Source organism: Simiduia curdlanivorans, assembly GCF_030409605.1.
Classification (GTDB): domain Bacteria; phylum Pseudomonadota; class Gammaproteobacteria; order Pseudomonadales; family Cellvibrionaceae; genus Simiduia; species Simiduia curdlanivorans.
This window is the reverse complement of record NZ_JAUFQG010000004.1, coordinates 1-25,767: the sequence shown is the minus strand read 5'-3', so window position 1 is coordinate 25,767 and position 25,767 is coordinate 1. Positions and strand designations below refer to the sequence as shown.

General features: G+C 51.9%; 25 protein-coding genes. 13 read left to right on the top strand and 12 right to left on the bottom strand.

The features are described from left to right. Nucleotides 1-20: 20 nt before the first annotated feature. Nucleotides 21-698: a nucleotidyltransferase family protein gene (locus tag QWY82_RS00380; RefSeq protein ID WP_290259123.1), complete on the bottom strand. Its 678-nt coding sequence runs from the start codon at nt 696-698 to the stop codon at nt 21-23. 9 nt (nt 699-707) lie between these two features. After that, complete coding sequence (locus tag QWY82_RS00375) at nt 708-1,748, bottom strand: aminoglycoside phosphotransferase family protein (protein WP_290259122.1); 1,041 nt, start codon at nt 1,746-1,748, stop codon at nt 708-710. 184 nt (nt 1,749-1,932) lie between these two features. Here QWY82_RS00375 and QWY82_RS00370 point away from each other — a divergent pair, with 184 nt between their 5' ends. Genes QWY82_RS00370 through QWY82_RS00345 form a run of 6 tightly spaced genes read left to right on the top strand, consistent with a single transcriptional unit; the run spans nt 1,933 to nt 8,849 of the window. Then, nucleotides 1,933-4,521 (top strand): LPS-assembly protein LptD, encoded by a 2,589-nt coding sequence (locus tag QWY82_RS00370; RefSeq protein WP_290259121.1) that lies wholly within the window; start codon nt 1,933-1,935, stop codon nt 4,519-4,521. A 10-nt stretch (nt 4,522-4,531) separates the two neighbouring features. Further along, nucleotides 4,532-5,824 (top strand): peptidylprolyl isomerase, encoded by a 1,293-nt coding sequence (locus tag QWY82_RS00365; RefSeq protein ID WP_290259120.1) that lies wholly within the window; start codon nt 4,532-4,534, stop codon nt 5,822-5,824. A 12-nt stretch (nt 5,825-5,836) separates the two neighbouring features. Further along, the gene (gene pdxA, locus QWY82_RS00360; RefSeq protein WP_290259119.1) at nt 5,837-6,826 is read left to right on the top strand and encodes a 4-hydroxythreonine-4-phosphate dehydrogenase PdxA; all 990 of its coding nucleotides are present in this window, start codon (nt 5,837-5,839) and stop codon (nt 6,824-6,826) included. A gap of 13 nt (nt 6,827-6,839) precedes the next feature. Continuing rightward, nucleotides 6,840-7,649, top strand: a complete 810-nt coding sequence (rsmA, locus tag QWY82_RS00355) for a 16S rRNA (adenine(1518)-N(6)/adenine(1519)-N(6))-dimethyltransferase RsmA (RefSeq protein WP_290259118.1) — start codon at nt 6,840-6,842, stop codon at nt 7,647-7,649. A 13-nt stretch (nt 7,650-7,662) separates the two neighbouring features. Beyond that, the gene (gene apaG, locus QWY82_RS00350; RefSeq protein WP_290259117.1) at nt 7,663-8,037 is read left to right on the top strand and encodes a Co2+/Mg2+ efflux facilitator ApaG/CorD; all 375 of its coding nucleotides are present in this window, start codon (nt 7,663-7,665) and stop codon (nt 8,035-8,037) included. Next, the gene (locus tag QWY82_RS00345; RefSeq protein ID WP_290259116.1) at nt 8,037-8,849 is read left to right on the top strand and encodes a symmetrical bis(5'-nucleosyl)-tetraphosphatase; all 813 of its coding nucleotides are present in this window, start codon (nt 8,037-8,039) and stop codon (nt 8,847-8,849) included. The genes apaG and QWY82_RS00345 overlap by 1 nt, the downstream gene beginning before the upstream one ends. On the opposite strand, the gene galE is transcribed toward QWY82_RS00345, so the two are convergent. Next, entirely contained in the window at nt 8,846-9,853 is a 1,008-nt protein-coding gene (gene galE / locus QWY82_RS00340) for a UDP-glucose 4-epimerase GalE (protein WP_290263394.1), read from the bottom strand. The two genes, QWY82_RS00345 and galE, sit on opposite strands and share 4 nt — an antisense overlap. Nucleotides 9,854-10,179: 326 nt before the next feature. Here galE and QWY82_RS00335 point away from each other — a divergent pair, with 326 nt between their 5' ends. Genes QWY82_RS00335 through QWY82_RS00325 form a run of 3 tightly spaced genes read left to right on the top strand, consistent with a single transcriptional unit; the run spans nt 10,180 to nt 14,916 of the window. After that, entirely contained in the window at nt 10,180-12,102 is a 1,923-nt protein-coding gene (locus tag QWY82_RS00335; RefSeq protein WP_290259114.1) for a PrkA family serine protein kinase, read from the top strand. A gap of 23 nt (nt 12,103-12,125) precedes the next feature. Next, nucleotides 12,126-13,409 carry a YeaH/YhbH family protein gene (locus QWY82_RS00330; protein WP_290259113.1) on the top strand — a complete coding sequence of 428 codons (1,284 nt, stop codon included), beginning with the start codon at nt 12,126-12,128 and terminating at the stop codon, nt 13,407-13,409. Further along, nucleotides 13,399-14,916 carry a SpoVR family protein gene (locus QWY82_RS00325; RefSeq protein ID WP_290259112.1) on the top strand — a complete coding sequence of 506 codons (1,518 nt, stop codon included), beginning with the start codon at nt 13,399-13,401 and terminating at the stop codon, nt 14,914-14,916. Before QWY82_RS00330 ends, QWY82_RS00325 begins: the two co-directional genes overlap by 11 nt. Here QWY82_RS00325 and QWY82_RS00320 read toward each other — a convergent pair. Together QWY82_RS00320 and QWY82_RS00315 are read right to left on the bottom strand one after the other, a co-directional pair. Continuing rightward, the gene (locus tag QWY82_RS00320; RefSeq protein WP_290259111.1) at nt 14,905-15,189 is read right to left on the bottom strand and encodes a hypothetical protein; all 285 of its coding nucleotides are present in this window, start codon (nt 15,187-15,189) and stop codon (nt 14,905-14,907) included. The two genes, QWY82_RS00325 and QWY82_RS00320, sit on opposite strands and share 12 nt — an antisense overlap. A gap of 14 nt (nt 15,190-15,203) precedes the next feature. After that, complete coding sequence (locus tag QWY82_RS00315; RefSeq protein WP_290259110.1) at nt 15,204-15,797, bottom strand: response regulator; 594 nt, start codon at nt 15,795-15,797, stop codon at nt 15,204-15,206. 601 nt (nt 15,798-16,398) lie between these two features. Between QWY82_RS00315 and QWY82_RS00310 the strand changes: the two genes are divergently transcribed. After that, the gene (locus tag QWY82_RS00310; protein ID WP_290259109.1) at nt 16,399-17,676 is read left to right on the top strand and encodes a hybrid sensor histidine kinase/response regulator; all 1,278 of its coding nucleotides are present in this window, start codon (nt 16,399-16,401) and stop codon (nt 17,674-17,676) included. Here QWY82_RS00310 and QWY82_RS00305 read toward each other — a convergent pair. After that, nucleotides 17,673-18,647: a YbaY family lipoprotein gene (locus QWY82_RS00305; RefSeq protein ID WP_290259108.1), complete on the bottom strand. Its 975-nt coding sequence runs from the start codon at nt 18,645-18,647 to the stop codon at nt 17,673-17,675. The genes QWY82_RS00310 and QWY82_RS00305 overlap by 4 nt on opposite strands. A gap of 30 nt (nt 18,648-18,677) precedes the next feature. After that, nucleotides 18,678-19,313 (bottom strand): cAMP-activated global transcriptional regulator CRP, encoded by a 636-nt coding sequence (crp, locus tag QWY82_RS00300; protein WP_290259106.1) that lies wholly within the window; start codon nt 19,311-19,313, stop codon nt 18,678-18,680. 324 nt (nt 19,314-19,637) lie between these two features. Between crp and QWY82_RS00295 the strand changes: the two genes are divergently transcribed. After that, nucleotides 19,638-20,063 carry an OsmC family protein gene (locus QWY82_RS00295; protein WP_290259105.1) on the top strand — a complete coding sequence of 142 codons (426 nt, stop codon included), beginning with the start codon at nt 19,638-19,640 and terminating at the stop codon, nt 20,061-20,063. Here QWY82_RS00295 and QWY82_RS00290 read toward each other — a convergent pair. From QWY82_RS00290 to QWY82_RS00270, 5 genes are all read right to left on the bottom strand, one after another. After that, the gene (locus tag QWY82_RS00290; RefSeq protein ID WP_290259104.1) at nt 20,060-20,839 is read right to left on the bottom strand and encodes a substrate-binding periplasmic protein; all 780 of its coding nucleotides are present in this window, start codon (nt 20,837-20,839) and stop codon (nt 20,060-20,062) included. The two genes, QWY82_RS00295 and QWY82_RS00290, sit on opposite strands and share 4 nt — an antisense overlap. Next, the gene (locus QWY82_RS00285) at nt 20,824-21,300 is read right to left on the bottom strand and encodes a GAF domain-containing protein (protein WP_290259102.1); all 477 of its coding nucleotides are present in this window, start codon (nt 21,298-21,300) and stop codon (nt 20,824-20,826) included. Before QWY82_RS00285 ends, QWY82_RS00290 begins: the two co-directional genes overlap by 16 nt. A gap of 11 nt (nt 21,301-21,311) precedes the next feature. Further along, nucleotides 21,312-21,968, bottom strand: a complete 657-nt coding sequence (gene coq7 / locus QWY82_RS00280; RefSeq protein ID WP_290259101.1) for a 2-polyprenyl-3-methyl-6-methoxy-1,4-benzoquinone monooxygenase — start codon at nt 21,966-21,968, stop codon at nt 21,312-21,314. A 28-nt stretch (nt 21,969-21,996) separates the two neighbouring features. After that, nucleotides 21,997-22,863 carry a sensor histidine kinase gene (locus QWY82_RS00275; RefSeq protein ID WP_290259100.1) on the bottom strand — a complete coding sequence of 289 codons (867 nt, stop codon included), beginning with the start codon at nt 22,861-22,863 and terminating at the stop codon, nt 21,997-21,999. A gap of 73 nt (nt 22,864-22,936) precedes the next feature. Beyond that, complete coding sequence (locus QWY82_RS00270) at nt 22,937-24,412, bottom strand: PAS domain-containing protein (RefSeq protein WP_290259099.1); 1,476 nt, start codon at nt 24,410-24,412, stop codon at nt 22,937-22,939. A 167-nt stretch (nt 24,413-24,579) separates the two neighbouring features. On the opposite strand from QWY82_RS00270, the gene QWY82_RS00265 reads away from it, so the two are divergent. After that, nucleotides 24,580-25,497 carry an AAA family ATPase gene (locus tag QWY82_RS00265; protein ID WP_290259098.1) on the top strand — a complete coding sequence of 306 codons (918 nt, stop codon included), beginning with the start codon at nt 24,580-24,582 and terminating at the stop codon, nt 25,495-25,497. Continuing rightward, nucleotides 25,479-25,767, top strand: a 289-nt coding sequence (locus QWY82_RS00260) for an AAA family ATPase (RefSeq protein ID WP_290259097.1), incomplete at its 3' end; no start/stop codon positions are given. The genes QWY82_RS00265 and QWY82_RS00260, both read left to right, overlap by 19 nt.

The window sequence follows — 25,767 nt, the reverse complement described above, 5'->3', positions numbered from 1 at the left end:
TTTCAAAAAGGTTAGGTATGTCAATGGCTTTGTAAGGCTTCTAAACGCGCCGGCGTGCCCACGTCGGACCAGAAATCGTCACACAGGTAACCGTAAACCTTGCCGCTTTCGAGCCAAAAATAAATCGCTTCTCGCAGCGGGAAACGCTGGCGCTTGAGCGGGAATTGGTCGATGAAGGTGGGTTTGGCGACACCTAGGCCTGAGTAGGTATAGGTGTGCTGTTGGGCTAAGCACAGTGTGGCTTTTTGCAGCGAAAAGTCACCCTTGGGGTTGTGGGCTGGGTTGGCGACTAAAGCGAGGTTTGCTTGTGCGTCACTGTTGGCTAGGTCAGTGATTCGCTGGGCTAAATTGGCGTAGTCAAAGTGACAGAATATGTCGGCAGAAATCATCGCGAAGCATTGGTTTTGAAACCATGGCAGGCACAAGTTTAACGCGCCGCCTGTCTCCAATGGCTCTGGCCCTTCGTCGGAGTATTCAATGGCTACACCGTAGCGACTGCCGTTGCCGCAGTGGCTTTTAATCATCTCGCCTTTGTAGGCTAGGTTGATGATTACTTGGTTGAAACCAGCCTGGGCGAGCTTTTCCAGGTGAAAGTCGATGAGGGGTTTGCCATTGATGGTGAGCAGCGGCTTGGGCGTGTGATCGGTGAGCGGTCGCATGCGCTCACCTTTTCCCGCGGCAAAAATGATGGCTTTCATAGGTTTAACTTATTGGTCGCCGGCTTTGCGGTAATCTTGGTACCAGGTTTGTGACTTGGCCAGCGGTATCAGATGGGTGCGGAACCAATCGGCAAAGGGCAAAAATTCTGGGTAGGCTTCGGCAATTTCGAGGCTGTAGCGAATCACCAGTGGTAGATCTTTTAGGTAGCCGTCTTTGCCGTCGCGCAAATGTAAACGCGCAAAAATGCCGAGCACTTTAATGTGTCTTTGCAGGCCCATTAAATCGAACCAGCGCAAAAACGTCTTCTGGGTGATTGGGCGCATTAAGCCCACTTCCACTGCCATGTTGCCGTAGGCGAGAGCCCAGCGCTCGACTTGTTCCACGGGCCAGCGCAGGTAGCAATCCCGCAGCAGGGAAACGAGGTCGTAGGTTATGGGGCCTATCACGCCGTCTTGAAAATCGACGATGCCGGGGGCGAGGCCATCGCGAATCATTAAATTGCGCGAGTGGTAATCCCGGTGCACCAACACTTGCGGCTGCTCTAGGGCGTTTTTTTCAAGTGCCGAAAAAGTTTGATTTAGCATGGTTAAATCGGCATCGGTTAGTTTGTAGCCGAGTAACTTGGGCGCGAACCAATCGATAAAAAGCTGCATTTCTTGGCGCAACAGGCTTTGGTCGTAATGGGGCAGGTCGAGCTTTTTGGTAGGCGTTTGCTGCAGGCGTAACAGGTCGGTAATCACTTCGCCGTAGAGGATATTGGCGTTTTCGCTGTTTATCCGCATCAGCAGAGTCTCTGCGCCCAGGTCTTCGATTAAAAGATAGCCCTTGTCGAAATCGGCGGCGTACACTTCCGGCGCATGCACGCCTTGTTGCCTGAGCAGGTGCGAAAGGTAGCCGAACACCTCATTTTTTTCCGTGGTGGGCGGGGCATCTACGGCGAGCAATGGCGCTTGGGTGTTGAGGCGATAATAGCTGCGAAAACCTGCGTCGCCAGTGAGCGCGGTCATAATCAGGGGCCCAGACGGTAGCCAGCCCTTGTCGGAGAGTGTGGCTTGTACCCATTGGTGCAATTCTGTTTGTGCGCTCACAAGCTATCCCTTAGCTAAAAAACCACCATGATTCCAGATTAAGCGTCGCGGCGAAAGTCTTGACGCGCAACAACCTTTGCGCCTTCTGGCGTTTTCTTTCCACAGGCGGGCTCGTTTGCAGTAGAATCTCGGCCCTAGCGAAGAGCCTTTAGGGCTTGTACCCGACGTATTTAATAGAGATAGCATGCCCTTTAAGCCCTCCCACAAAAAAAGTGTCCTTTGGCTCGCCATCACCACCGCGCATCTTGGCTTGGTTGGCCTCGCGACCTTGCCGTTACAGGCCGTGGCCGAGCAGCAACCCTATGAAGCCGATCCCAAGGGCGATATGTTTGGCGCCAGTGCGAAAGCTTATAGCCGCGGCCGCGAGACGCTAGACTGGGTACCACGGGAGGCATTAACGGCCGAGCAGTTAGGGCGCTGTAAACAGGCCTGCGATGGCGCCTATATCGAGCCCAAGCGCACCGACGCCGAGGCCAAGATGAGTCCAGATGAGGCGCCGGTGCGGGCGTCGGCAGCTGAGAGCCGTTGGGTGCAAGAGTCGCAGGCTGAGCTTTCCGGTGATGTTGAGGTGATTCAGGGCTATCGACGCCTAACCGCCGATAGGGCCCTGTTTGATCAAGCCAACGGCACCGCCACCATCGAGGGGCACGTTGTGCTGCGCCAGCCCGGTGCGGTGATGTTCGCCGACAAGCTCAGCGTCGATGAGGGCAAGGGTCAAACCCGCATGGAGGACACCCAGTTTGTGTTGCACGACGCCCATATGCGCGGTCATGCGGCGAGCTTGACCCAGCAGAGTGGCGCCAGTGTCGGCGCTGATACCTATACCCTCGAGGATGGCAGCTTTACCATGTGCGCGCCCGAGGACAATACGTGGCTGATGCGCGGCGCAGAAATTAGCATCGATAATGCCACCGGCCAAGGCACGGCTAAGCACATGCGCTTAGAGTTGTCTGATGTCCCGGTGTTTTACGCGCCTTACTTTCGTTTTCCGGCCAGCGATAAACGCATGACCGGGCTGCTTTTCCCCACCCTCGCCCACAGCGATCGCAACGGTTTCGAATACGCCCAGCCCATCTATTTTAACTTGGCGCCAGATTACGACCTAACCTTGGCGCCGCGCTGGCTCGAGCATCGCGGCCTGAGCATGGAGGGCGAGGCGCGGCATCTCTCGCGCTATTTCAGCACCACCTTGTCGGGGGCTTATCTCGGCGATGACAAGGGCGGCAGTAACCAAAGCCTTCAGGACAAAGCCGACGCCGGCGAAATCGATCAAAGCGACGTCACACCCTACAAGGGTGAAGATCGCTGGCTCTATGGCATCAAGCAAACCGGCGGTGCAGGTCAACCTTGGAACACCCAGATAAACTATTCCGAAGTCAGCGATATCGACTATCTGCGCGAGTTTGATAGCGGATCTATCGAAACCAGTTCGCGCACGCATTTATTGCAAAGTGTGAGTGCAGGCTATGGCTTTGCGCATTGGCAATTGGGTGTAAAGGCCGAGGCCTACCAAAATATCAGCGCCACCGGCACCGAGCCCTATCGGCAGATGCCCCGCGTTGATCTCGATGGCGACTATGCGTTTGCTGGCGGCTGGTCGCTCAGTCTATTGAACCAGTACACAGTGTTTGATCACAGCGATGACTATTGGGATGAAACCGACGCGGTACCCACGGATAAGCGCATCGTCGGCGACCGTTTGCGCGCCGACTATCGTTTAGCGTGGGATAATCAATGGCTGTGGGGCTTCCTCACGCCGGCGGTGATGGCCAAGCACCTTCAGTACGACCTCGACCCCGAGCGCCTGAGCGATGGCGCGAATAGGGCGCCAAGCCTGACCGGCGCCCAACTGAGCTTAGACGGCGGCTTGTTTTTCGAGCGTGAAGATTCGCTGTTGGGCGACGCTTATGTGCAAACCTTCGAGCCGCGCTTGTTTTATTTCAATAGCCCCGAACTCGATCATAGCGATCTCTACAACATCACCGACACCGGCAGAGATGTGCAGTTTGACACCACCGAAACCACCTTCAGTTACGATCAGTTATTTCGCACCTCGCGCTTCAACGGCGGCGATCGAATCGACGATGCCGACCAGCTTTCGGTAGGATTGACCTCGCGCTTTCTGTCGGCGCAAACCGGTGCCGAGTTGCTGCGCTTGAGCCTTGGCCAGATCTTCTATTTTACCGATCGGCTGGTGACCTTGGACGGCGTGGCAGAACAGGCGCCGCGCTCGGAGATCGCCGGCCAAATTGCCGCGCAGATTGGAACCAATTGGCGTTACAGCTTTGATATGGCCTACTCCCAAGATAACTACAAGCCGTCGCAGGCCAGCACCAGCCTGCGTTATGGCGATGAGCAGGGCCGAGTGTTGAGCTTGGGTTATCGCTACCAGCGCAAGGGCAGCGCGGTTGATGCCAGCACCGGTGAACTTTATGACACAACTATTGATCAAACAGACATTGGCGTTGTCTATCCGCTAGCGGGCGACTGGAATTTGTTGGCGCGTAGCTTTTACGACCACACACTCGGGCGCGAGATGGATACCTTTGCTGGCGTAGAATACGATAGCTGCTGTTATCGCATGCGCTTTTTGGCGCGCCGCTGGACCGATAGTCGCGATATCACTGCCGTGGGTCCCTCCAATTTAGAGGTGGATCGCGGTGTATTTTTAGAGTTCCAGCTTAAAGGGCTGGGCACACTGGGTCAGCGATTGGATCAGGTGCTTCGAGAGGGCATCATTGGATTTGATCAAAGACCACAATATGAACCTTAACGGTAACGTAATGAAGTACATAAGAAAAAGCCTCGCCTGCTCATTGGTGTTCATCGCTAGTTTGACCGCTTTGCCCGCTGTTGCAGAACTAGAGCAATTAGACAAAGTGGTGGCGATCGTCGACGAGGGCGTGGTGATGCAGAGCGAGCTCGAGTCTAAGCTGCGCTCTATTCGCACCAAGCTTCAGGCCAGCAATACCGAATTGCCGCCCGAGGAGGTGCTGCGTTCGCAGGTACTCGATCACTTGGTAAATGAGCGCATTCAGTTGCAAATGGCGCGGCGGGCGGGAGCCCAGGTAAGCGAGCAAGAATTGAATCAAATGGTGGAGCGCATTCGCACCTCGAATAATTTATCACCGGAACAATTTGCCCAGCAATTGGCGTTGGAGGGCATTAGCCTGAACCAATTGCGCGAAGATATGCGCCGGGAAATGCTAGTGCGCCAAGTGCAGCAAGGCAGCGTCAACCGCCGTATTCAGGTGACAGAATCTGAAATTGAAAACTTTTTGAATTCGACCGAAGGCAAGTTTTGGACGTCGCCGGATTATTTGCTGGGCCATATTCTCATTGCCGTAACCTCTGGTGCTAGTGAGGCCGACATAGTCGAGCTAGAGGCGAAAGCCAAAGCGCTTCAGCAGGAGGCGATGGCCGGTGCCGATTTCAGGCGTTTAGCCGTCGCCAATTCCTCGGGTCAAAATGCCCTCGATGGGGGTGATTTAGGCTGGCGTAAAGTGGCGCAATTGCCCGGCTTATTCGCCGATAAAGTGGCGTCGTTGAAAGTGGGCGAAGTCACCGAACCCTTTCGCAGCGGTGCTGGTTTTCATTTGATTAAATTGTACGAGCAGCGCGGCGGCGGCGAGGTGTTAGTTGAACAAACCAAAGCTCGCCATATCCTCGTTAAAACCAATGAATTAATTACCGATGTGGACGCCTTTGATAAGTTGGAAGCGCTGCGTCAGCAGGTGCTAGACGGTGCAGATTTCGCCGTTTTGGCGAAAGAAAATTCAGAGGATTTAGGCTCGGCTTTGCAGGGCGGCGATCTGGGTTGGTCTAACCCGGGCCAGTTTGTGCCTGAGTTTGAAGAAACCATGAAACAAATGGGTTTGGGCGAAATTAGTCTGCCCTTCCGCAGCCAGTTTGGCTGGCATATCCTGCAAGTGCTGGAGCGCCGCAAGCAGGATATGAGCGACACCATGATAAAAAACCAAGCCGCCAACCTACTCCGTGGCCGCCGTTTTGAAGAAGAGCTGCAGGTGTGGCTGCAGGAAATTCGCGATGAAGCTTTTGTGGAGCTTAAATTATAATCGGCGGTACTTGTGATTCCTCGCCTCGTCATAACCGCCGGTGAGCCCGCGGGCATAGGGCCAGATATTGTTCTGGCTGCGGCCCAGCAGGCGCGCCCGGCAGAATGGATTGTCGTGGCTGATCCAGCCCTTCTGCGTGCCCGCGCTGCACAATTAGGGCTACCCCTGTCTCTAAGTGCGTTTGATTCATCTAGGCCTGCCTGCACACAAGCGGCCGGCGAGCTCCTTGTTGTGCCTGTGGCCATGGCCGAGCCGGCAGTGGCGGGTGTGTTGAATCAAGCCAACAGTGCCTATGTGCTGGCCACCTTGGATCAGGCCATCGAGCTGTGTGTAAGTGGTCAAGCGGATGCCTTTGTCACTGGCCCGGTGCAAAAAAGTATTATTAATGATGCCGGTATTGCCTTCACCGGCCACACCGAATATCTCGCCGCCAAAGCTCAAACCAATGTGGTGATGATGTTAGCGACGGCGGGGCTGCGCGTGGCCTTGGCGACCACGCACTTGGCGTTAAAAGACGTACCCGCCGCTATCACGGCAAGTCTACTGACGCAGGTCATCGAAATATTGCACCGCGATCTGCAACAGCAATTCGGTTTGCCGGCGCCGAATATAGTGGTCTGCGGCTTAAACCCTCACGCCGGTGAAGGTGGCCATATGGGCCGCGAGGAAATCGAGATCATCGAGCCGACGCTGCAAGCATTGCGCAAGCGCGGCATTAAATTGCAGGGCCCCTTGCCGGCCGATACGTTGTTTCAGCCCAAATATTTGGCCCATGCCGACGCCGTGTTGGCTATGTATCACGATCAAGGTTTGCCGGTTCTGAAATACCAAGGTTTTGGTCAGGCCGTGAATATCACTCTGGGGCTACCGTATATTCGCACCTCCGTTGATCACGGTACCGCGCTCGATCTCGCCGGCACCGGCAAGGCCGATTCAGGCAGTTTGTTAACCGCCATTCAATACGCCACGGACATGGCTAAACACGCAAACGGTCGAGTGTGACCGAGGATTATTTGTGACAGATTTTCATCACAAGGCCAGAAAGCGATTTGGTCAGAACTTTTTAATCGACGACGGTATTATCGCGCGTATCGCCCGGGCAGTAACCCCTAATGCCAATGAGCAGGTGGTGGAAATTGGCCCGGGTAAAGGGGCTATTACCGAACTGATGATCGCCGGTTGCCCGAGCCTGAAAGTTGTGGAGTTAGATCGGGATTTAATTCCCTGGTTAAAAGTTAAATTTGAGCGCTATCCCGAGTTCGAGGTGATTGCCGCCGATGCGCTGAAAGTCGATTTCGCGGCCTTAGCCGCACCCGGAAAACCGCTGCGCATTGTGGGTAACTTGCCCTATAACATTTCTACGCCGCTTATCTTTCACCTGCTGAGCTTTGTTGGCAAAGTGCAAGACATGCATTTCATGCTGCAAAAAGAAGTGGTGCAGCGAATGGGTGCAGAACCTGGTTCGAAGACCTACGGCAGGCTGTCGGTGATGGTGCAGTATTGGTGTGCGGTCGAGTATTTGTTCGACGTGCCGCCGCACTGCTTTTCGCCGGCGCCCAAAGTGGATTCCGCGATAGTGCGGTTAACGCCCTATGCCAAACCGAAAGTTGCAGCCAAAGATCATCAAGTCTTGCAAGAATTGGTGACGGCAGCCTTTTCCCAGCGCCGTAAAACCCTGCGCAATACCTTAAAACAGCTCATGGATGTCGAGCAGATCGATGGGTTAGATTTTGATATCAGCCGGCGCCCAGAAACTATCTCTGTTGATGAGTATGTGTTTTTAGCCAATACCTTGGTTGACCTGCGTCAGTCGTCGCAATCCTAGAGTTGTCGTTTTTATGTTGCCCGAAGATATTCACATCAAAGTAAAAAGTTTGTACCTGCCGGCGCAATCGTCGCCCAAACAGGGCCGCTATGTGTTTGCCTACACCATCAGTATTCACAATAAAGGTCAGCAACCGGCAAAATTGCTCACCCGGCATTGGAAAATTTTGGATGGCAGAAACAAGTTAGAAGAAGTGCGAGGTGAGGGTGTTATCGGCGAGCAGCCTCGTTTATTACCCGGCGCAGAATTCACTTACAGCTCCGGCGCCGTACTTGAAACCCCCAATGGCACGATGGAGGGTAGCTATCAATTTCGCACCGACGAAGGCGAGCTATTTGACGTCGCTATTCCCTTATTCGCCTTGACCCTGCCGGGCGCCCTGCACTAATGGCTACCTATGCCGTGGGCGATATACAAGGGTGTATTGAGCCGCTCGAAAGACTCCTGCAACAAGTGCAGTTCGACCCTGGTCGCGATCGCCTCTGGGTGGCTGGGGATCTGGTCAATCGGGGCCCGGCGTCGCTCGCGGTGCTGCGTTTTATTAAGGGCTTGGGCGAGGCGGCGAGCATTGTTCTCGGCAATCACGATTTGCATTTTCTCGCCGTCGCGGAAGGCATTAAAGCCGCTTCTAAAGCCGACACCCTAGCCGAGCTGATGAACGCGCCAGATTTACGCGAGCTCATGGCGTGGCTGCGCGCCCAACCGCTCATACACCGCGACAAAGCGCTCGGCTTCGCCATGGTGCACGCCGGTATTCCACCCATGTGGAGCCTGAAAAAAGCGGAAAAGCGAGCGCGGGAAGTGGAGGCCGTTTTACAGAGCGGTGACTACCGGCGCTTCCTTAAAGCCATGTATGGCAACGAGCCGGTAGGCTGGCGCAAGGGGTTAAAAGGTATGAAGCGCCTGCGCGTCATTACCAACTACTTCACCCGCATGCGCTTTTGTGACACCGAGGGCAGGCTCGACCTGACTAATAAAGCGGCCCCCAGTGCCGTGAACCTAGGCTATGCGCCTTGGTTTGCCCTGCTCAATAGAAAAACCGCTGAAGACCGAATTATTTTTGGCCATTGGGCGGCGCTGGAGGGGCACTCGTCTCACCCCAATGCTTTCGCCCTAGATACCGGTTGCGTTTGGGGCGGCTGCCTCACCCTGATGCGGCTCGAGGATCAGCAGCGCTTCAGTACCCAATGTTCGAGCTAAGGTTGGTAGCCCTTGGGGTTCTGTTGCGTCCAGCGCCAGCTGTCTGCAATCATCCGCGTTAAGTCAAACTCTGCCTGCCAGCCAATACTGGCCTTGGCGTGGGAAGTCTCGGCGAAACAAGTGGCGAGATCGCCGGCTCGGCGCGGCTTCATAGCGACCTTAATGGCTTGGCCGCTAATCTTGCGGTAGGTGTTTACAACATCGAGCACGCTGTAGCCCTGGCCGGTGCCCAAATTTACCGCCTGGCAGCCTGGAGCCATTTTTTCCATGGCTTTGATGTGGCCGCGAGCTAGGTCGACCACGTGGATGTAATCCCTAACACCGGTACCGTCGTGGGTGTCGTAATCGTCGCCAAAGACGGGCAGTTCCGGTAGCTGGCCGATTGCGACACGGGCCACGTAGGGTAGGAGGTTGTTCGGTATACCGCTGGGATCTTCGCCGATTGTGCCGCTTTCATGGGCGCCGATGGGGTTAAAGTAGCGCAACAGCCAAAATCGCCAGCGCTTGTCACTGGCGGCAACGTCGGCCAGTATCTGCTCGAGCATCAATTTGGTCCGACCATAGGGGTTAATGGCGCCGAGCGGCGAGGATTCCGTGAGCGGTACCAGCGCGGTGGGTGAGTAGACAGTGGCCGAAGAGCTAAAGACTAAATCAAACACCTGCTTAGATTGCATGACCTCCAGCAGCACCAGAGTGCCTGCAATGTTGTTATCGTAATAGCTCAGCGGTAGTTGTGAGGACTCGCCAACGGCTTTAAGACCAGCAAAATGAATAACTTGGCTAATCTGGTGTTGTTGGAAGACGTTTTCTAGCCCTGATTTGTCGCGAATATCCACCTCGTGGAAGGGAATTTTTTGGTTAGTAAGTGCTTCCACTCTAGCCAAAGACTCGCGCTGACTATTACATAAGTTGTCGACCACAACGGGCTGATAGCCTGCTGCCACCAATTCTACCAAGGTGTGGCTGCCAATGAACCCTGCGCCTCCGGTGACTAAAACGGCCATCTTTCCATCCTTTGATTTAGACATATTGAAATTCGCCATTGTAACCCGATCATTTGATCAATGCGCGAGTTAGTCGATCGGCTGTGCAGTTACCGGCTTGGTATGCAAATGGTTGCTGAAAAATTGAGCGCTAATAAATATTTAACGAATCTTCTTCTGTGCGGTCTAAGAATGGGACTATGCTTAATACAGAATCTAATTTTTCGGAGTTGTTGGCGCACGGCTTGCAACTTTAGATACAACCAAGGTAATTGTTAATCGAGATAATTGGTATTTAAATTAAGTGGCCAAAAGCTTTCTGGCTTTCAAGGTAAAGGAGCGATGTGATGAGTATTTTCAGCCATTACCAGGACCGTTACGAAGCAACACAACAGGAAGAGTTGTCGATCCAGGAATATTTGGATTTATGTAAAACCGATCCATCCGTTTACGCCACCGCCGCAGAGCGAATGCTGGCGGCCATCGGCGATGCCGAGTTAGTGGATACCTCTAAAGACTCGCGCCTGAGTCGCATTTTTTCCAACAAAATTATCAAGCGCTACCCCGTTTTCAATGACTTCTATGGCATGGAAGAGGCGATAGAACAAATCGTTTCTTTCTTTAAACACGCGGCGCAAGGTTTGGAAGAGCGCAAACAAATTCTGTACTTACTAGGGCCGGTGGGTGGCGGCAAATCGTCGCTGGCTGAAAAGCTCAAGGCGCTGATGCAGGAGAAGCCCATTTACTGTATCAAGGGCTCGCCGGTATTTGAATCGCCCTTGGGGTTGTTTAACCCCGAAGAGGATGCCGCTATTCTGGAAGAAGATTATGGTATTCCGCGGCGTTATATAAAGACCATTATGTCGCCTTGGGCGTCGAAACGCCTGCAAGAATATAAGGGCGATATTGGTCAGTTTAAAGTTGTGAAGCTATTTCCCTCCATTTTAAATCAAATTGCCATAACCAAAACTGAACCTGGCGATGAAAACAACCAGGATATCTCTTCCCTAGTGGGTAAAGTGGATATCCGCAAGCTGGAGGAATTTCCCCAGAATGATCCAGATGCCTACAGCTTTTCTGGCGGTTTAAGCCGAGCTAATCAGGGCTTGATGGAATTCGTGGAGATGTTCAAAGCGCCGATAAAAGTACTACACCCTCTGCTCACCGCAACCCAAGAAGGTAACTACAACTCTACCGAGGGACTTGGTGCTATTCCGTTTGAAGGTATTGTGCTGGCTCACTCCAATGAATCCGAATGGCAAACCTTCAAAAACAATAAAAACAATGAGGCTTTCATCGATCGTGTGTACATCGTTAAAGTGCCTTATTGTTTAAGAGTTTCTGAGGAAGTTAAAATATACGAAAAGCTGTTGCAAAACAGTTCCCTCAACGGAGCGCCTTGTGCGCCTGATACGCTACATATGTTGGCGAAATTTGCTGTGCTGTCGCGCTTGAAAGAACCCGAGAACTCTAATTTGTTTTCGAAGATGCGGGTGTACGACGGCGAGAATCTGAAAGATACCGACCCTAAGGCCAAATCGATGCAAGAGTATCGTGACAGTGCTGGCGTAGACGAAGGTATGAATGGCTTGTCCACGCGCTTCGCTTTTAAAATACTCTCCAAGGTGTTTAATTTTGACCCCACAGAAGTGGCGGCCAACCCTGTGCATTTGTTGTATGTGCTCGAACAGAGAATAGAACAGGAGCAATTTCAGCAGGAGTTGAGGGATAAGTACCTAGCCTTTATTAAGGAGCATTTGGCGCCGCGCTATGTAGAGTTTATCGGTAAAGAAATTCAGACGGCTTATCTGGAGTCTTACACCGAGTATGGTCAAAATGTTTTTGATCGCTATGTGCTCTATGCCGATTTTTGGATTCAGGATCAAGAGTACAGAGATCCAGAAACGGGCGAGATTTTAAATCGTTCGTCGCTCAATGAAGAGCTAGAGAAAATTGAGAAGCCGGCCGGCATTAGCAATCCAAAAGACTTTAGAAATGAAGTGGTTAATTTTGTATTGCGCGCCAGGGCGAATAATCAAGGCAAAAATCCAGCCTGGAACAGCTATGAAAAATTGAGGACGGTGATCGAGAAAAAAATGTTTTCCAATACTGAGGATTTGCTACCGGTTATTTCCTTTAATGCCAAGGCCTCGGCGGATGACAAGAAGAAGCACCAGGATTTTGTTGCCCGCATGACGGAGCGGGGCTACACCGAAAAACAAGTGCGGTTGATGTCTGATTGGTATTTACGGGTTCGTAAATCGCAATAGATCATTCATAGTGAGGTTAACGCATGAGTTATGTCGTCGATCGTCGTTTGAATGCGAAGAACAAAAGCACGGTAAATCGCCAGCGCTTTTTGCGACGCTATAAGGAGCATATTAAGAAAGCGGTTTCAGATGCCGTCAATAAACGGTCAATTACCGATATAGAGCGTGGCGAAAAGATCAGTATTCCCTCTAAGGATTTGGGTGAGCCGGTTTTTCACCATGGCTCTGGTGGGGTTAATGAAAGAGTGCACCCAGGCAATAAGGAGTTTTCTTCTGGCGACCGCATTGCTCGGCCGAAAGGTGGGGCAGGGCGGGGCGGCTCGGGTGAAGGCGCTAGTGATCAAGGCGAAGGCATGGATGAATTCGTCTTTCAGATCACCCAAGATGAGTTCCTCAACTTCATGTTTGACGACCTCGAACTGCCAAATTTAGTAAAACGGCAGTTGGCAGGCTCTGAGGAGTTTAAGCTGCATCGCGCAGGTGTTGCCAACGAAGGTAATCCGGGGCGTATCAATATTGTTAGAACCTTGCGCTCGGCCAATGCGCGCAGGGTTGCGCTGGGTGGTGTTAAGCGGCGTAGGATTGCAGCTTGTGAAGCGCAGCTGGAAGAGCTTTTGTCTGTGGATGACCTGCTGCACGACGAAAAAAAGATTGTTGCCCTGCAGGAAGAAATTCAATCACTTAAATCGCGTTTAAAAAAGTTACCTTGGATAGATAGCTTTGACCTGAAATATAATCTATTGGTGAAGCACCCGGTGCCAAAGTCAAAGGCAGTTATGTTTTGCCTGATGGATGTGTCTGGTTCGATGACGCAGGAAACCAAAGAGATTGCCAAGCGTTTTTTCATTCTTTTGTATTTATTTTTACAAAGGAATTATGAGCGCACGGAAGTGGTCTTTATTCGCCACCACACCAGTGCCAAAGAAGTCAATGAGCAGGATTTTTTCTACAGTCGCGAAACTGGTGGCACCATTGTCTCTAGCGCCTTAAAGTTAATGGACGAGGTTATCGAAGACCGATACTCCCCTGCAGAGTGGAATATCTACGGCGCACAAGCCAGCGATGGCGATAACTGGAACGACGACTCCTCGGTCTGTCGAGATTTAATGTTTAGTAAAATTTTACCTAAAGCGCAATATTTCTCCTACATCGAAATAACACCGCGTCAACACCAAGCCCTGTGGGATGAATACGCCCGCGTCGCGGCCGAGGAACCGGACGCGTTTGCCATGCAGCAAATTAAAACGAGCGCCGATATTTATCCGGTATTTAGAGAGCTATTTCAGAAGAAAAGCCATGACAAATAAACCGATATCGACCACATCCGAGTGGAGTTTTGAGCTGATCAAGGAATACGACAGTGCAATCGCAGCGATTGCGCGCGAGTATGGCTTGGATACCTATCCCAATCAAATTGAGGTCATTAGCTCGGAACAGATGATGGATGCCTACGCCTCAGTGGGTATGCCGCTTGGGTATAGTCATTGGTCCTACGGCAAGCAGTTTTTGAATGTAGAAAATTCGTACAAACGTGGCCAGATGGGTCTGGCTTACGAAATCGTTATTAACTCAAACCCTTGCATCGCTTACCTCATGGAAGAGAACACCATGACTATGCAGGCGTTGGTGATTGCCCATGCCTGCTATGGGCATAATTCCTTTTTTAAAGGTAACTATCTGTTTCGCGCCTGGACGGATGCAGATTCCATCATTGATTATTTGGTGTTTGCAAAAAATTATATTGCCGGCTGTGAGTCGCGCCATGGCATCGATGAGGTAGAGCGCATTCTCGATTCTTGCCATGCACTCATGAACTACGGAGTGGATAGGTATAAGCGGCCTTACCCTATTTCCGCTCAAGAAGAAATTCTTCGCCAAGAAGAGAGAGCACAGCATTTACAGCAGCAAGTAAACGACCTTTGGCGCACAATTCCCGTAACCGACGCCGCAAAACAGCTGGATAGCCCCTTTCGTTTTCCGGAAGAGCCGCAGGAAAACATTTTATACTTTATTGAAAAACATGCGCCCCTGCTCGAGCCTTGGCAGCGTGAGATAGTGCGCATTGTGCGCAAGATAGCCCAGTATTTTTATCCGCAGCGTCAAACGCAGGTCATGAATGAGGGTTGGGCAACGTTTTGGCATTACACCCTGCTTAATACTCTGTACGACCGGGGTTACGTTACCGACGGCTTTATGATGGAGTTTTTACAATCGCATACCAGTGTTGTTTATCAGCCCCCCTTCGACAGTAAATACTATTCCGGCATCAACCCCTATACCTTAGGTTTTAATATGATGACCGATATTCGCCGGATCTGTGAGGCACCCACAGCGGAGGATAGGGATTGGTTCCCCGATATAGCCGGTAAGCCCTGGCAGGAAGCCTTAGATTTTGCTATGCGAAATTTTAAAGATGAAAGTTTTATCTTGCAGTATTTATCGCCCAAGCTCATGCGGGATATGAAGCTCTTTTCCATTGTCGATGACGATACGGAATCGGAAATAATTGTGGATGCCATTCACGATGAGCGCGGTTATCAAGCGGTTCGCTCGGCCTTGGCGGGTAATTACAACCTAGGCAATAGAGAGCCAAATATTCAGGTGTACGGTGTTAATGTGCGTGGCGATCGCGCGTTAACCCTTCGGCATTTTCAACACAATCGCAAGCCCATGGGGCCTTCGACGGACGAGGTGTTAAAACATGTGCATCGGCTATGGGGCTTTGATGTGGTTTTGGAATCGGTGTGGGCCGACGAGGTCAAACAGACCTTTCGCTGCCCGCCCAAGCCTGTGCAGGAGGAATTAGTTGGCTAGCCATCGGGCGGCCATGAGCAGAAATAACCCGTAGGCTACGAGTGCAGCGGGATAGACTTTGTGGCCTAAATCGGTGCCGGCCCTGAGTTGTTGGCCGACAAACACCAAACCCGCTGACACCACCAGTTGCAGCGCCAAGGTAAACACTATGCCAGGCTGGCTTGCGTTAATGTAGCTGGGTGCAACAATTGCCAGAACAATCACCAGCGCGACCACGGCTATGTTTAGCCAACCGAATGCGGCTGTCCAATAAGCCTTGTTTGGGTTATCCATGCTTGGGCGCCAGGTTAGACAACAGTGGCGAGGTTGGGTTGCCCTTCGCCAATGAGAATGGTGACTTTACTGAGTAACTCGCTGTTATCGAATGGCTTGGCGAGAATGTCATCGGCGCCGGAACTTAGCGCTCGCGATAAGCCTTCCTTTGTCTCCGCTGAAATGACCAATACCTTTACTTGATTGTGATCCTGATGCTCGCGAATGAAGGTGAGCACTTCGTAGCCGTCTATTCCCGGCATCTTTAAATCGAGGGTCACTAAGGCTGGATCGTGGCGCATTAACATTGTGCCTGCGACAAAGCCGTCTTTCGCCACTTCTACTTCGTAGCCGGCGCGCTTCAATGTGCGTTTAATGGCAGCGGCCATCTCGGGTTGATCTTCGATAACCAAAATGCGGTTGTTGGCACCCACTAATTCAGGCGGCACCGGCATTTGGTTTTCTCTCAGGAAGTTAACAAAATCTTGGGTCTGTATCCGGTGGTCGCCACGCCCTGGCAGCTTGTAGGCCTTTAATCGGCCGCGCTCAATCCAGCGAATTACCGTGCGGAAGTTAACCCCACAGAATTTAGCGGCTTCGCCAGTGGTCAATACTTGGATGTCGCTCATGCCCGATTTTGCTCATATATACGCTGCGGTTAACGCTAAATATAGCTAACTTTTAAGCTGACTTAAATGACTAATGTGTTTTTATAGACATTCATCCATAACAAAATGATATAATGTCATGATTGACAGGTTAGTCAGCTAATGTAGAATAGGTTACATATTCAGGTGGTGGAGAGTGAAGTAGCCCAGCGGTGCTAAACCCTGATGGCAGTAGTACTCTCGAAGTAGGCTTAACGAATATGACCCTGTAGTGGTAGTAGTCAGTTTTTCCGGTGATGCCGTAGTCGTTGTATAGAAGGTAAAACCGGCTCGATTTAGGGGGGCTCGTAGTAAGCAGTGGGCCCCCCAACTTTTACCCTAGTTACCTGGTGTTTCAGGTGTGGTGGTTGGATAGATAAGACCTGATGGCGCTATCGATATCGCAGTCGCTAGGATGATCAAGAACACCCTAAGACCTTGCCCTCAGTTGTTATAGAGGGCTTTTTTTTGCCTGTAATAAACGGCTTGGCAAGAGCTTTTTTCGCCCTATTGCGCGCTTGCAAACGCTTTCCAATCTGGGGTTTACTGTGGCTATTAAAAATTGGGCCACAGGGAGCTGCCCATGCCGCAAGTCATTTTGCTCGTCGATGACAACGATATTAACCGAAAGTTAGTGCGCCATATTTTGGCCGACGAATTTCCTGAGTTGTATGAGGCCGCAAACGGCGCCGAATGCCTGAAAGTCGTGACGCGAGAGAGTATTGATCTCGTGCTGCTCGATTTGAATATGCCGGAAAAGTCAGGTTTTGACGTGTTACAAGAGCTGCCCCATTTGGGCTTGGCGCGCGTGCCGACGGTCATTGTGTTGAGCGCCGACAACGAGCCAAACACCATCAGTAGAGCCTTTCATTTGGGCGCAGCCGACTATGTTTCAACCCCTTTTAATCGCGATGAGCTGTTGGCTCGCGTGCGCACCCATCTCGCCTTACATAACCGCGAACAGCACCTAGAGTCTCGGGTTCGAGATCGCACCTTGGAGCTGGAGTCTGCCAATGACCGGCTTCAAGAGGCGACGTCGCAGCTCATTCAGGCCGAGAAAATGGTCAGTTTAGGGCAGCTGGCGGCTGGGGTGGCGCACGAAATTAACAACCCGGTTGGCTATATCAATTCAAACCTCGATACCTTAAAGGCCTATCTGGGTGATTTGTGGCGGTTACTGGAAGCTTATGAAGCGCTCGATGATTTGATTCCCGACGTCGAGTTAAAGCGGGACTTGATGCTGCTGAAACAGCGTATCGACGTACCCTATTTACGTGAAGACACCACCCACTTAATTGCCGAGTCTATGCAGGGGGTGTTGCGGGTAAAGCAAATTGTCGGTGACCTGAAGGGCTTTGCTCACCCCGAGCAGAAGGCCTGGCAGCAGGAGGATCTACATCAACTGTTGCGCTCAAGTTTGAATATCGTGAGTAACGAGCTGAAATACAAATGTAATGTGCGCTTGGAGCTGGGGGATATATTGCCGGTGCAATGCATTGCGCCTCAAATCAATCAGGTGCTGTTGAATTTACTGGTTAATGCCGGGCAATCACTGCCAGAGTTTGGCGAGATTGTTATTAAATCGGGTATGAGCGCGGATAATAGCCAAGTGTGGTTAAGTGTTACCGACAACGGTGTGGGTATGAGTGCCGAGGTGAAGCGCAAGATCTTCGATCCATTTTTCACCACCAAACGCGTGGGCGAGGGCACGGGTCTGGGCTTATCGGTGTCTTACGGTATTGTTCAAATGCACAGGGGTGAAATTAAAGTGGAGTCGCGCGAGGGGCAGGGCAGTTGTTTTACGCTGTATTTGCCCATTGCACAGCCGGAAAATGATCTAAAAGTAGCCTTAGGCAACTAAGATTGAGTCAGGTTTTGGCCGCAACCGCTGAGCTTTGTTTCATTGAATTCAAGGGCGAGTGTTAAAGGGTAGACCCGGTCGCTCATGGTATCAGCACAGGCTTTTTGTTCGATCAAAACGGTCAGGGCTTGATCTTCAGATTCAGCCTTAAGTTGAATGATGTTGCTGTTATGTGTCTTTTCAATTAGGTGATGAAAGGTTAAAACCTCTGCGCCATAATCTTGCGTCAGCGTTAGGGCGTCGTCTTTGGTTCGGATTAACAACCAAGGCGGTTCATTGCCGCTTGCCCAAAGCGTTGCACCTTCGGCGGCCGCGAGCGAAAGCGCTTGCGGCTGTAGCGTACAGTGCTGGCGAGACTCGCCGGCGATGGTTAAAAAGGCCTCGTCGCCCTTACTCCAAAAGTCCGCTTCCTCAGATTGATAGTGAATGCCGGAGGCCGTCATCATTTTATGCAGCGCAAACACCCTCTCACCTAAAAATAGCGAGGCGCTTTCGCCCTCTATTTTTACCAATAGGCTGTGCTTTTCACATTGATAAAATAACGATTGGGGCGGCACTGATCGACTGGGTACGGCCACCAGCTTCAAGGTGACGGGGGTATTTGATGCCGGCGGCGATAGCTGGCTATCGGTTACCCACAGTAGCTCGCCACGGGCGTCGACAATGCGGCCTCTGAGGTTGTAGCGTCGATTGGGTTGCAGGTGATCGTGATTGTAGCTCAGGGCGAAGTTGAGTGGCTGGGTGGCGTCTTGTTCTAGATCGGCAATGGGTTGTGCGGCAATATCTGCGCGACTGATGTCTTCGAGAACCACCTGAAGTTTACTGTTTGGCGGTAGTTTGCTTGGCTCAGATAATTGCGCGGTTCCGGTGATCACTTTCTGTGTGGGTATCGAGGCGTCATCGCAGCCGATGACGCCTAATACCAAGCCCAACAGAGCTGCAAATTGGCGTAAAGCTCGCGTCCTGTGCATTAATGCGGGTCCTTTTGTCGGGGAGATCTGTTAGCGGGTGCCAAACACCACCATGGTTTTGCCTTTGACGGAGACTAAGCCTTGTTCTTCTAAGGTTTTCAACACCCGCCCCACCATTTCCCGCGAGCAGCCAACGATGCGACCTATCTCTTGACGTGTGATTTTAATTTGCATGCCATCTGGGTGCGTCATGGCATCGGGTTCTTTGCAGAGGTCTAGCAGCGTTCGAGCAACGCGCCCGGTGACATCTAAAAACGCGAGGTCGCCGACTTTGCGTGTGGTATTTCTTAGTCGGTTCGCCATCTGGCTGCACAGGGCAAATAGGAATTCTGGGTGAGTCGCCACTAATTCGTGAAACTTCGCGTAGCTGATCTCGGCTACTTCGCACTCAGTCTTGGCTCTGACCCATGCGCTGCGGGCATCGGCGTCGTCTTCGAACAGACCCATCTCGCCAAAGAAGTCACCATCATTTAAATAGGCAACAATCATTTCATGGCCATCGTCATCTTCGATCAGTACGGTCACTGAGCCTTTGACTATGTAGTAGAGCGAATCGCTTTTGTCTCCCGCATAAATAATCGTGGTTTTTGCCGGATAGCGGCGGCGATGACAATGCTCTAAAAACTTGTCTACGTTTTGAATGTGTGGTGTCAATACGGCGACCAAAGTGAACCCCTTTTTATTTGCGTTTGTTACCAAATGCTTTGGTTATTAGGCCTTGTGAGCCAGCCCTGATTATGGCGTTTATCTGCGCTTGGTGCCAGCGAGGCCTTAGCACAGCTTTCCTGCAAGTCGAATAAAGCGTGCAATAGTGTGAACTAGTTAGCTTTCATAGTCACACTTTGGTGGTGAATTGCGCGGAAAAAGTGGCAATAGCCTTGTTTTTACTAAGGTTATCGGCCTAGACGGCGAGTGGATACATGGAGCCGATAGCCTGTCTATGTTAATCTGCGCGCCTTGTTTGATCGGCATTAATAAAGAGTGGAAGCTATGCAGGCGACGGTAAAGTGGGTAGATGGCGTCATGTTTTTAGGCGAGTCGGGCAGCGGCCATGCCGTAGTAATGGATGGCGCGCCGGATCATGGCGGCAGGAACATGGGCGTTCGCCCCATGGAGATGATTCTGCTTGGCTTAGGTGGTTGTGCGTCTTTTGATGTGATTGGAATTTTGAAAAAATCTAGGCAAGCGGTTAGCGATTGCCGGGTTGAGTTGCAAGCTGAACGCGCCGATGCCGTGCCATCGCCTTTCACCAAGATTCATTTGAAATTTATCGTATCTGGCAAGGGCCTGAAGGCCAATCAAGTACAAAAAGCCGTTGAGTTGTCCGCGACTAAATACTGTTCGGCATCCATCATGCTCGAGGCTGCTGGCGTGCAGTTAAGTCATTCGGTTGAAATTATAGAGACCGAACTTTAGCGATTCCCTTGACACAGGGTGGCGGGGTAGCGAGCGAGCATTTGCGCCAGCTCGCCGCTTTCGATTAACGCGCGCGAACCTTTGTTAAGCAATTCTATATAGTGTTTCGACTTAGGATGATCGGCCGCGAAACCTATATAGAGGCCTATTTGAGAGGCGAGGCCAGCGCTAACCAAAGCCACTTTCTTTTTGTGTCGCTGCACGGCGCGCGTGACCACGCGACAATCCTCTAGCAATACGTCGATATTTCCCCGCTGGAGTTTGCGCAGGTTGCGCTGCAGAGAAACGTCGCTAATGTAAAGTTGGACCTTATCGGCATCGGATTTATGTTGAGCAATGTAAGCATCGATATCCTGGCCGTAACTATAGCCCTCTGTGGCGCCCAGTTTTATCCCAGCTAAGGATGTTAAATCATCAAAGCGCCAAGGATTGTCAGCCCTAACAAACCAATGATCTTCTGCGTACATAAGCGGTTCGGCGCTGTAAAGCAGCGAGGGCGCTTCCGCCGGTGTGACGCCAATGAGGCCGTTGGCTTGATGGTGTTGAACCTCGAGCACTGCTCGCGTCCAGGGCACGGTGCGAAAATTTACCCTGTGGCCTGCGGCAGTGAAAATGTGCGTGGCTATCTCCACCAATAGGCCCTGATGTTCGCTCGAGGCGCAGGTGTAGGGGCACCAGTCGTCAGCTCTCAACTCAATGGTGTCGGCTTTGGCCTCGCTGACGATAGCCGCGAGGAGTATCGCCGTGAATACTGCATGACTCAGCTTCTGTAACAAACGCTTACCAAATTGATTAGTGCCGTTAGGCCCTCTACGTCATCAGCGCAAAAGGCGGCAGGGTCGTTAGAGTCTAGATCTAACACGGCTCTAACGCGACCCGTGGCATCGGCAATGGGCAAGACAAGCTCCGACAGCGTCGAGCTGGAGCAGGCAATGTGGTAGGGCAAGCTATGCACATCGTCCACCAGTTGTACCGCATTTTCTTGTGCAGCTTTGCCGCATACGCCGCGGTCAAAGCTAATTTGTAGACAGCCGTGGCCTCCCTGGTAAGGCCCGATTTTTAGTAGGTTGGGCTCAGTAACGCGATAGAAGCCGGTCCAGTGACTATAGGGAATCGCGTGATGAATTTCGCAGGCGAGGGTCGCCATAACCGCCACTTCATCGGTTTCGCCCTCGGTTAGTGACTGGCACGTTTGGAGCAGCCTTTGGTACATCAATTTTTTGTCTGTGCTTGGCATGGTTCGATCTCTTATATCCGATAGCTAGTCGCGGTCATGAGGCTTGCGGTTGCAGTCATTAAAGATTTGATGGGCGCAGGAAACTCATAGCCGCCTGCTGTGCGCGCCGCTTCCGCGTGCCTAGCTTCGTCGGCGCGCATTTGGCTAACAATCTCTCGGCTCTTCGAGTCTTGTTCCGGCAGGCTGTCTAAGTGGCCGTCGAGGTGACGGCACACCTGATCTTCCGTGGCCGCGACAAACCCCAAGCTGACGCGGTCGCTAATCAGCCCGGCCGCTGCGCCTATACCAAAAGACAGCGCGTACCAAGCCGGGTTGAGCAGGCTGGGCCGGCTGTTCAGCTCCTTTAGCCGCTGTTCGCACCAAGCTAGGTGATCGATCTCTTCCGCCGCAGCCTGTGCCATTTCGGCCCTGACCTCGGGTAATTTAGCGGTTAGGGCCTGGCCCTGGTATAGGGCTTGGGCGCAAACCTCGCCAGCGTGGTTGACCCGCATCAAACCGGCGGCATGGCGCGCCTCTTGCGCAGACAGCTCCGGTTGCGCCAGTTTGTCGGCTGGGCAGGCGCGAGCGGCGGTATGGCCTCGCTGCAGGGTTCTCAGGGCGGCGTCCGCTTCGACAATCAGCTGGTCTAGCAAGCTGAGGCGGCGGTTGGCCATAGGGCTGTTGATCATAGGGAGTCCCCAAAGGCAAAACCTTAGTTTACGGCTTTTGGTCTGGAATCCAAACCGAGAAAGTGCTGCCCTTGCCGAGCTCGGACTGCACGGTTACCGCGCCATTGTGCATTTCTGTCAATAATTTAACCAAGGTCAGGCCTAAGCCTGTGCCAGAGATGAGTCGGTTTACGGAGTTGTCCGCTTGGGTAAAGGGCATGAACAGCGAATCTAAGATGGGTATTTCGATACCCCGCCCTGTGTCTTGGATATCGAAGCGCATGCCGGGTTTGTGTTGGTGGTTTGCCACCAGGGCGCTTATGGAAACACTGCCTTGGTCGGTGAATTTAACCGCGTTGTTAAGTAGGTTATCGAGAATTTGTCGGATTCTAATGGGGTCTGCATAGATGCTGCGATGATCGATATCGTCTGGGTATTTAAAATGCAAGGCAATGCCTTTTTCATCCGCCTTATCTTTATAGGATCTAGCCAGTTGATCGAATAACTCAGGAACCAAAACGAGTGAATACTTTAACGTGATGTCACCGCTGTCGATGCCCTGGGTGTCCAAAATATCGTTGATAATATGGAGAAGCTGACGGCCATTTCGCGCAATGGTTTTTAGCGCGTCCATATGGCGGGGCTCTATAACGCCCTCTAAGCGTGTAATTAATCGATCCGCGAAACCATTAATTGAATTCAGCGGCGTGCGCAATTCGTGTGACATGTTTGCCAAAAAACGACTCTTGGCTAGATTGGCCTCCTCCGCCGCGGCCTGCGCCTTAAGTGCGGCTTCTTTGGCCAGCATTAAATCTTCGGTGCGGCTGACAACGCGTTTTTCGAGGTCTTCATTGAGGCCTTTTATTTTTGCTTCAAATGCGACTTGTTCCGATATATCAACATGGGTTCCTACCAATCTTATCGTCTTGCCCGAGCTCGGGTCTCTAACCGCGAAGGCTCGCGATAACACGTCAACATAGTGGCCATCTTTATGTTTTTAAACGCAACGTCATGCGAAATTTATCGATTTTTCCACTCAAATAGGCGTCGGCTTTGTGTATGACTTTCTTTTTGTCATCCCGATGAATAACTTGAAAGAATTTCGAGGTGCTAGTGCCGAACCCCTCCGGTTCGTAACCCAGCATGGTAATCCAGCGCGGGGAGTAGAACACTTCGTCATTTGCGAGGTTCCAATCCCACAGACCATCGTTAGCGCCCTGCATCGCATACTCGAATCGACTTTCGCTGGTGGCGAGATCAGATTCCCGCTCAATGAATTTATGGCGTATGTTCTCGAAGGCTTGGCTAAGCAGTCTAATTTCATCTAAGTGGTGATTGCTGGCAATGGGCAGCATTTTACCTTTGCTCAGTGCATTAACGGCGTGGGTCAGCCTTTCCAAGGGCGCGGAAATTAAGTGCGCTATAAAAATCGCCGCCACCCAGGCACAAATGACAATGATGCCTAACAGCCAGGCGTACTTTTGCTGCAGTTGAGTGAGCGGTCCTAACAATTCGTCTCGACTGACGATTAGGCCCAAAACGTAATCACTGTGTGGAATAATTTCATAAATAAAATAGAGGCCGGGCTTATCTTGCTGAGTGCGAAACCTTACGACATTGACGCCCGATTTGAGATTGCCGCTATAGACTTCGGTCAGCTCGCTAATATGTTCATCCTTAATGTTAGAAATCAATGACATCGGCTGGCCCGAGTTATCCAGTACCGACTGGCCGTTCTCATCGGCCAGTTTTTGTACCACTTTTTCCGGATTCCAGTGATACCAATAATTGCCTTCTCGATCGGTTAGCATCAGGCGCGCGGGCCAGTCGAAGCGCGAGAAATAGTTTGCTTTTAGTCGCTCGAGGCTAGCCTCAATATCGCGCCAGTATAGGCTGACACCCAAGAGCCCGATCACTGAACCCTCTGCCACGATGGCACTGGCTACCACCACTTGGCGCTTGCCCGTGGTGTAGGAGATCATGGGCTGTGAGACGAAAGTGACGGGAAGTGCAGCGCTGTTTTGAGCGATCGTCGCTTGCCAATAATCCCGTTGTGCAATGTTATAGGGAGGTGCTTTGGCATTGTCGTCATCGAAACTTCTCAGCATGCCGAGGTGCGGGTTGCCGCCGGCGGTGTTGTAAAAAGTGCCATTCGGCAGCCCGTAAATAAATTTTTCGAAGTGCGGTTGCTGGCGTTTGATTTCGCCTTGAAGGTAGGGCAGAAAAATACTGGGGTCGCCGCTTTGTACTTCGCGCGAATGTATATAGATATCCAAGCTCTGGTTAACCACAGAGAGCTCGCTCTTGAGTTGTTGTGAACTCAGTTCGAGCGCCGACCGAATATCATTCAAGGCGTTTTGCTTAAAATTTTCACTGGCCCACGACAGCGCTAGCACAATCACAGCTGTTGTGGAAACGAGCAGTAGCAGGGAGAGTAGTGCGCTTAGTTTATGTTTAATCTTCACAGTGCTTCGGCCTTTCGAACTTTTGGCGCGCGTGGAGCCATTTAGTCTGGCCTCATGGTGTTCAAGGGAGCTAGTGCTAGAATGGCAATCTTGAGTCTAGCAGCCAAACTTGCGCTGTGTGCAATGGCTGTTTTGGATCGCAGTGGGGACAAAAAAGGGAGACCCGCATGACGGATGTGAGAGATATAGGTTTGATGTTGGGCGCTAAAACGCCGCTAATACTGTTGGAAACGCACGATGAAATGCGGGCACTAGAGACCATTCAGCGCGCTATCTCAGAGGCCTCGATGAGTGAGCGCGGGCGCCTGCGCAGCCGGCCTGTGTATCGCTGGACGGTGACCGAAGGCTTGGTGCGCCTAGGCTTTGGGCCTACCGATGGCGTTAGTCTTGCAACCAATGCTCAGCAGGAGCCGGAGGATGTATTGCGTCACATCAAAACCATGAGTCACCCAGCCGTAGTGGTGCTCTGTGACTTTCACCCCTATCTCGCGGGCAACCCAAAAACGGTGCGGTTATTAAAAGATATAGCCTTAGCACAAAGTCAGAATCGCCATTCTTTGGTGCTGGTCAGTCACGCCCTAGACTTGCCACCCGAACTCTCCCGCATTGCCGCGCGCTTTTCACTCGCTATGCCCTCTGATGAGCAAATTATGACCATCATTCGCGAAGAGGCAAAGTTGTGGAGTGAAAAGGGTCAGCGAGTGAAAGCAGACAATGAAACGCTGGCGCGAATGGTGAGTAATTTACGCGGCTTAAGTTTTGCCGATGTGCGAAAGTTGGTGCACTCAGCCATTGTCGATGACGGTGCCATTACCGAATCTGATCTACCCAATGTCAACAAGGCTAAATTTGAATTGTTAAATCTCGACGGCGTAGTGTCTTTCGAGTTCGATACCGCCAGTTTTGCCGAGGTGGGCGGGCTGGTTAAACTAAAACAGTGGCTCAACAGCCGACAACAAGCCTTTACCGATAATTCGATTCGAGATAAACCTAAAGGCGTTATGTTGCTGGGCGTGCAGGGCAGCGGTAAAAGTCTGGCGGCGAAAGCGGTGGCAGGCCTTGGGGTTTGCCACTATTACGGTTAGATTTCGGCGCGCTATACAATAAATTTCACGGCGAGTCTGAGCGCAATTTGCGCGAGGCACTGGCCTTGGCCGAACGTATGTCGCCCTGTGTTTTGTGGATGGACGAATTGGAAAAAGGCATAGCCTCTGAATCCAGCGACGGCGGCACCAGCAAGCGCTTGTTGGGCAGCTTGTTGACTTGGCAGGCGGAGCGCAAGCAACCGGTGTTTGTGGTGGCCACGGCGAATGATATCTCGGCCTTGCCGCCAGAGCTGATGCGCAAAGGACGGC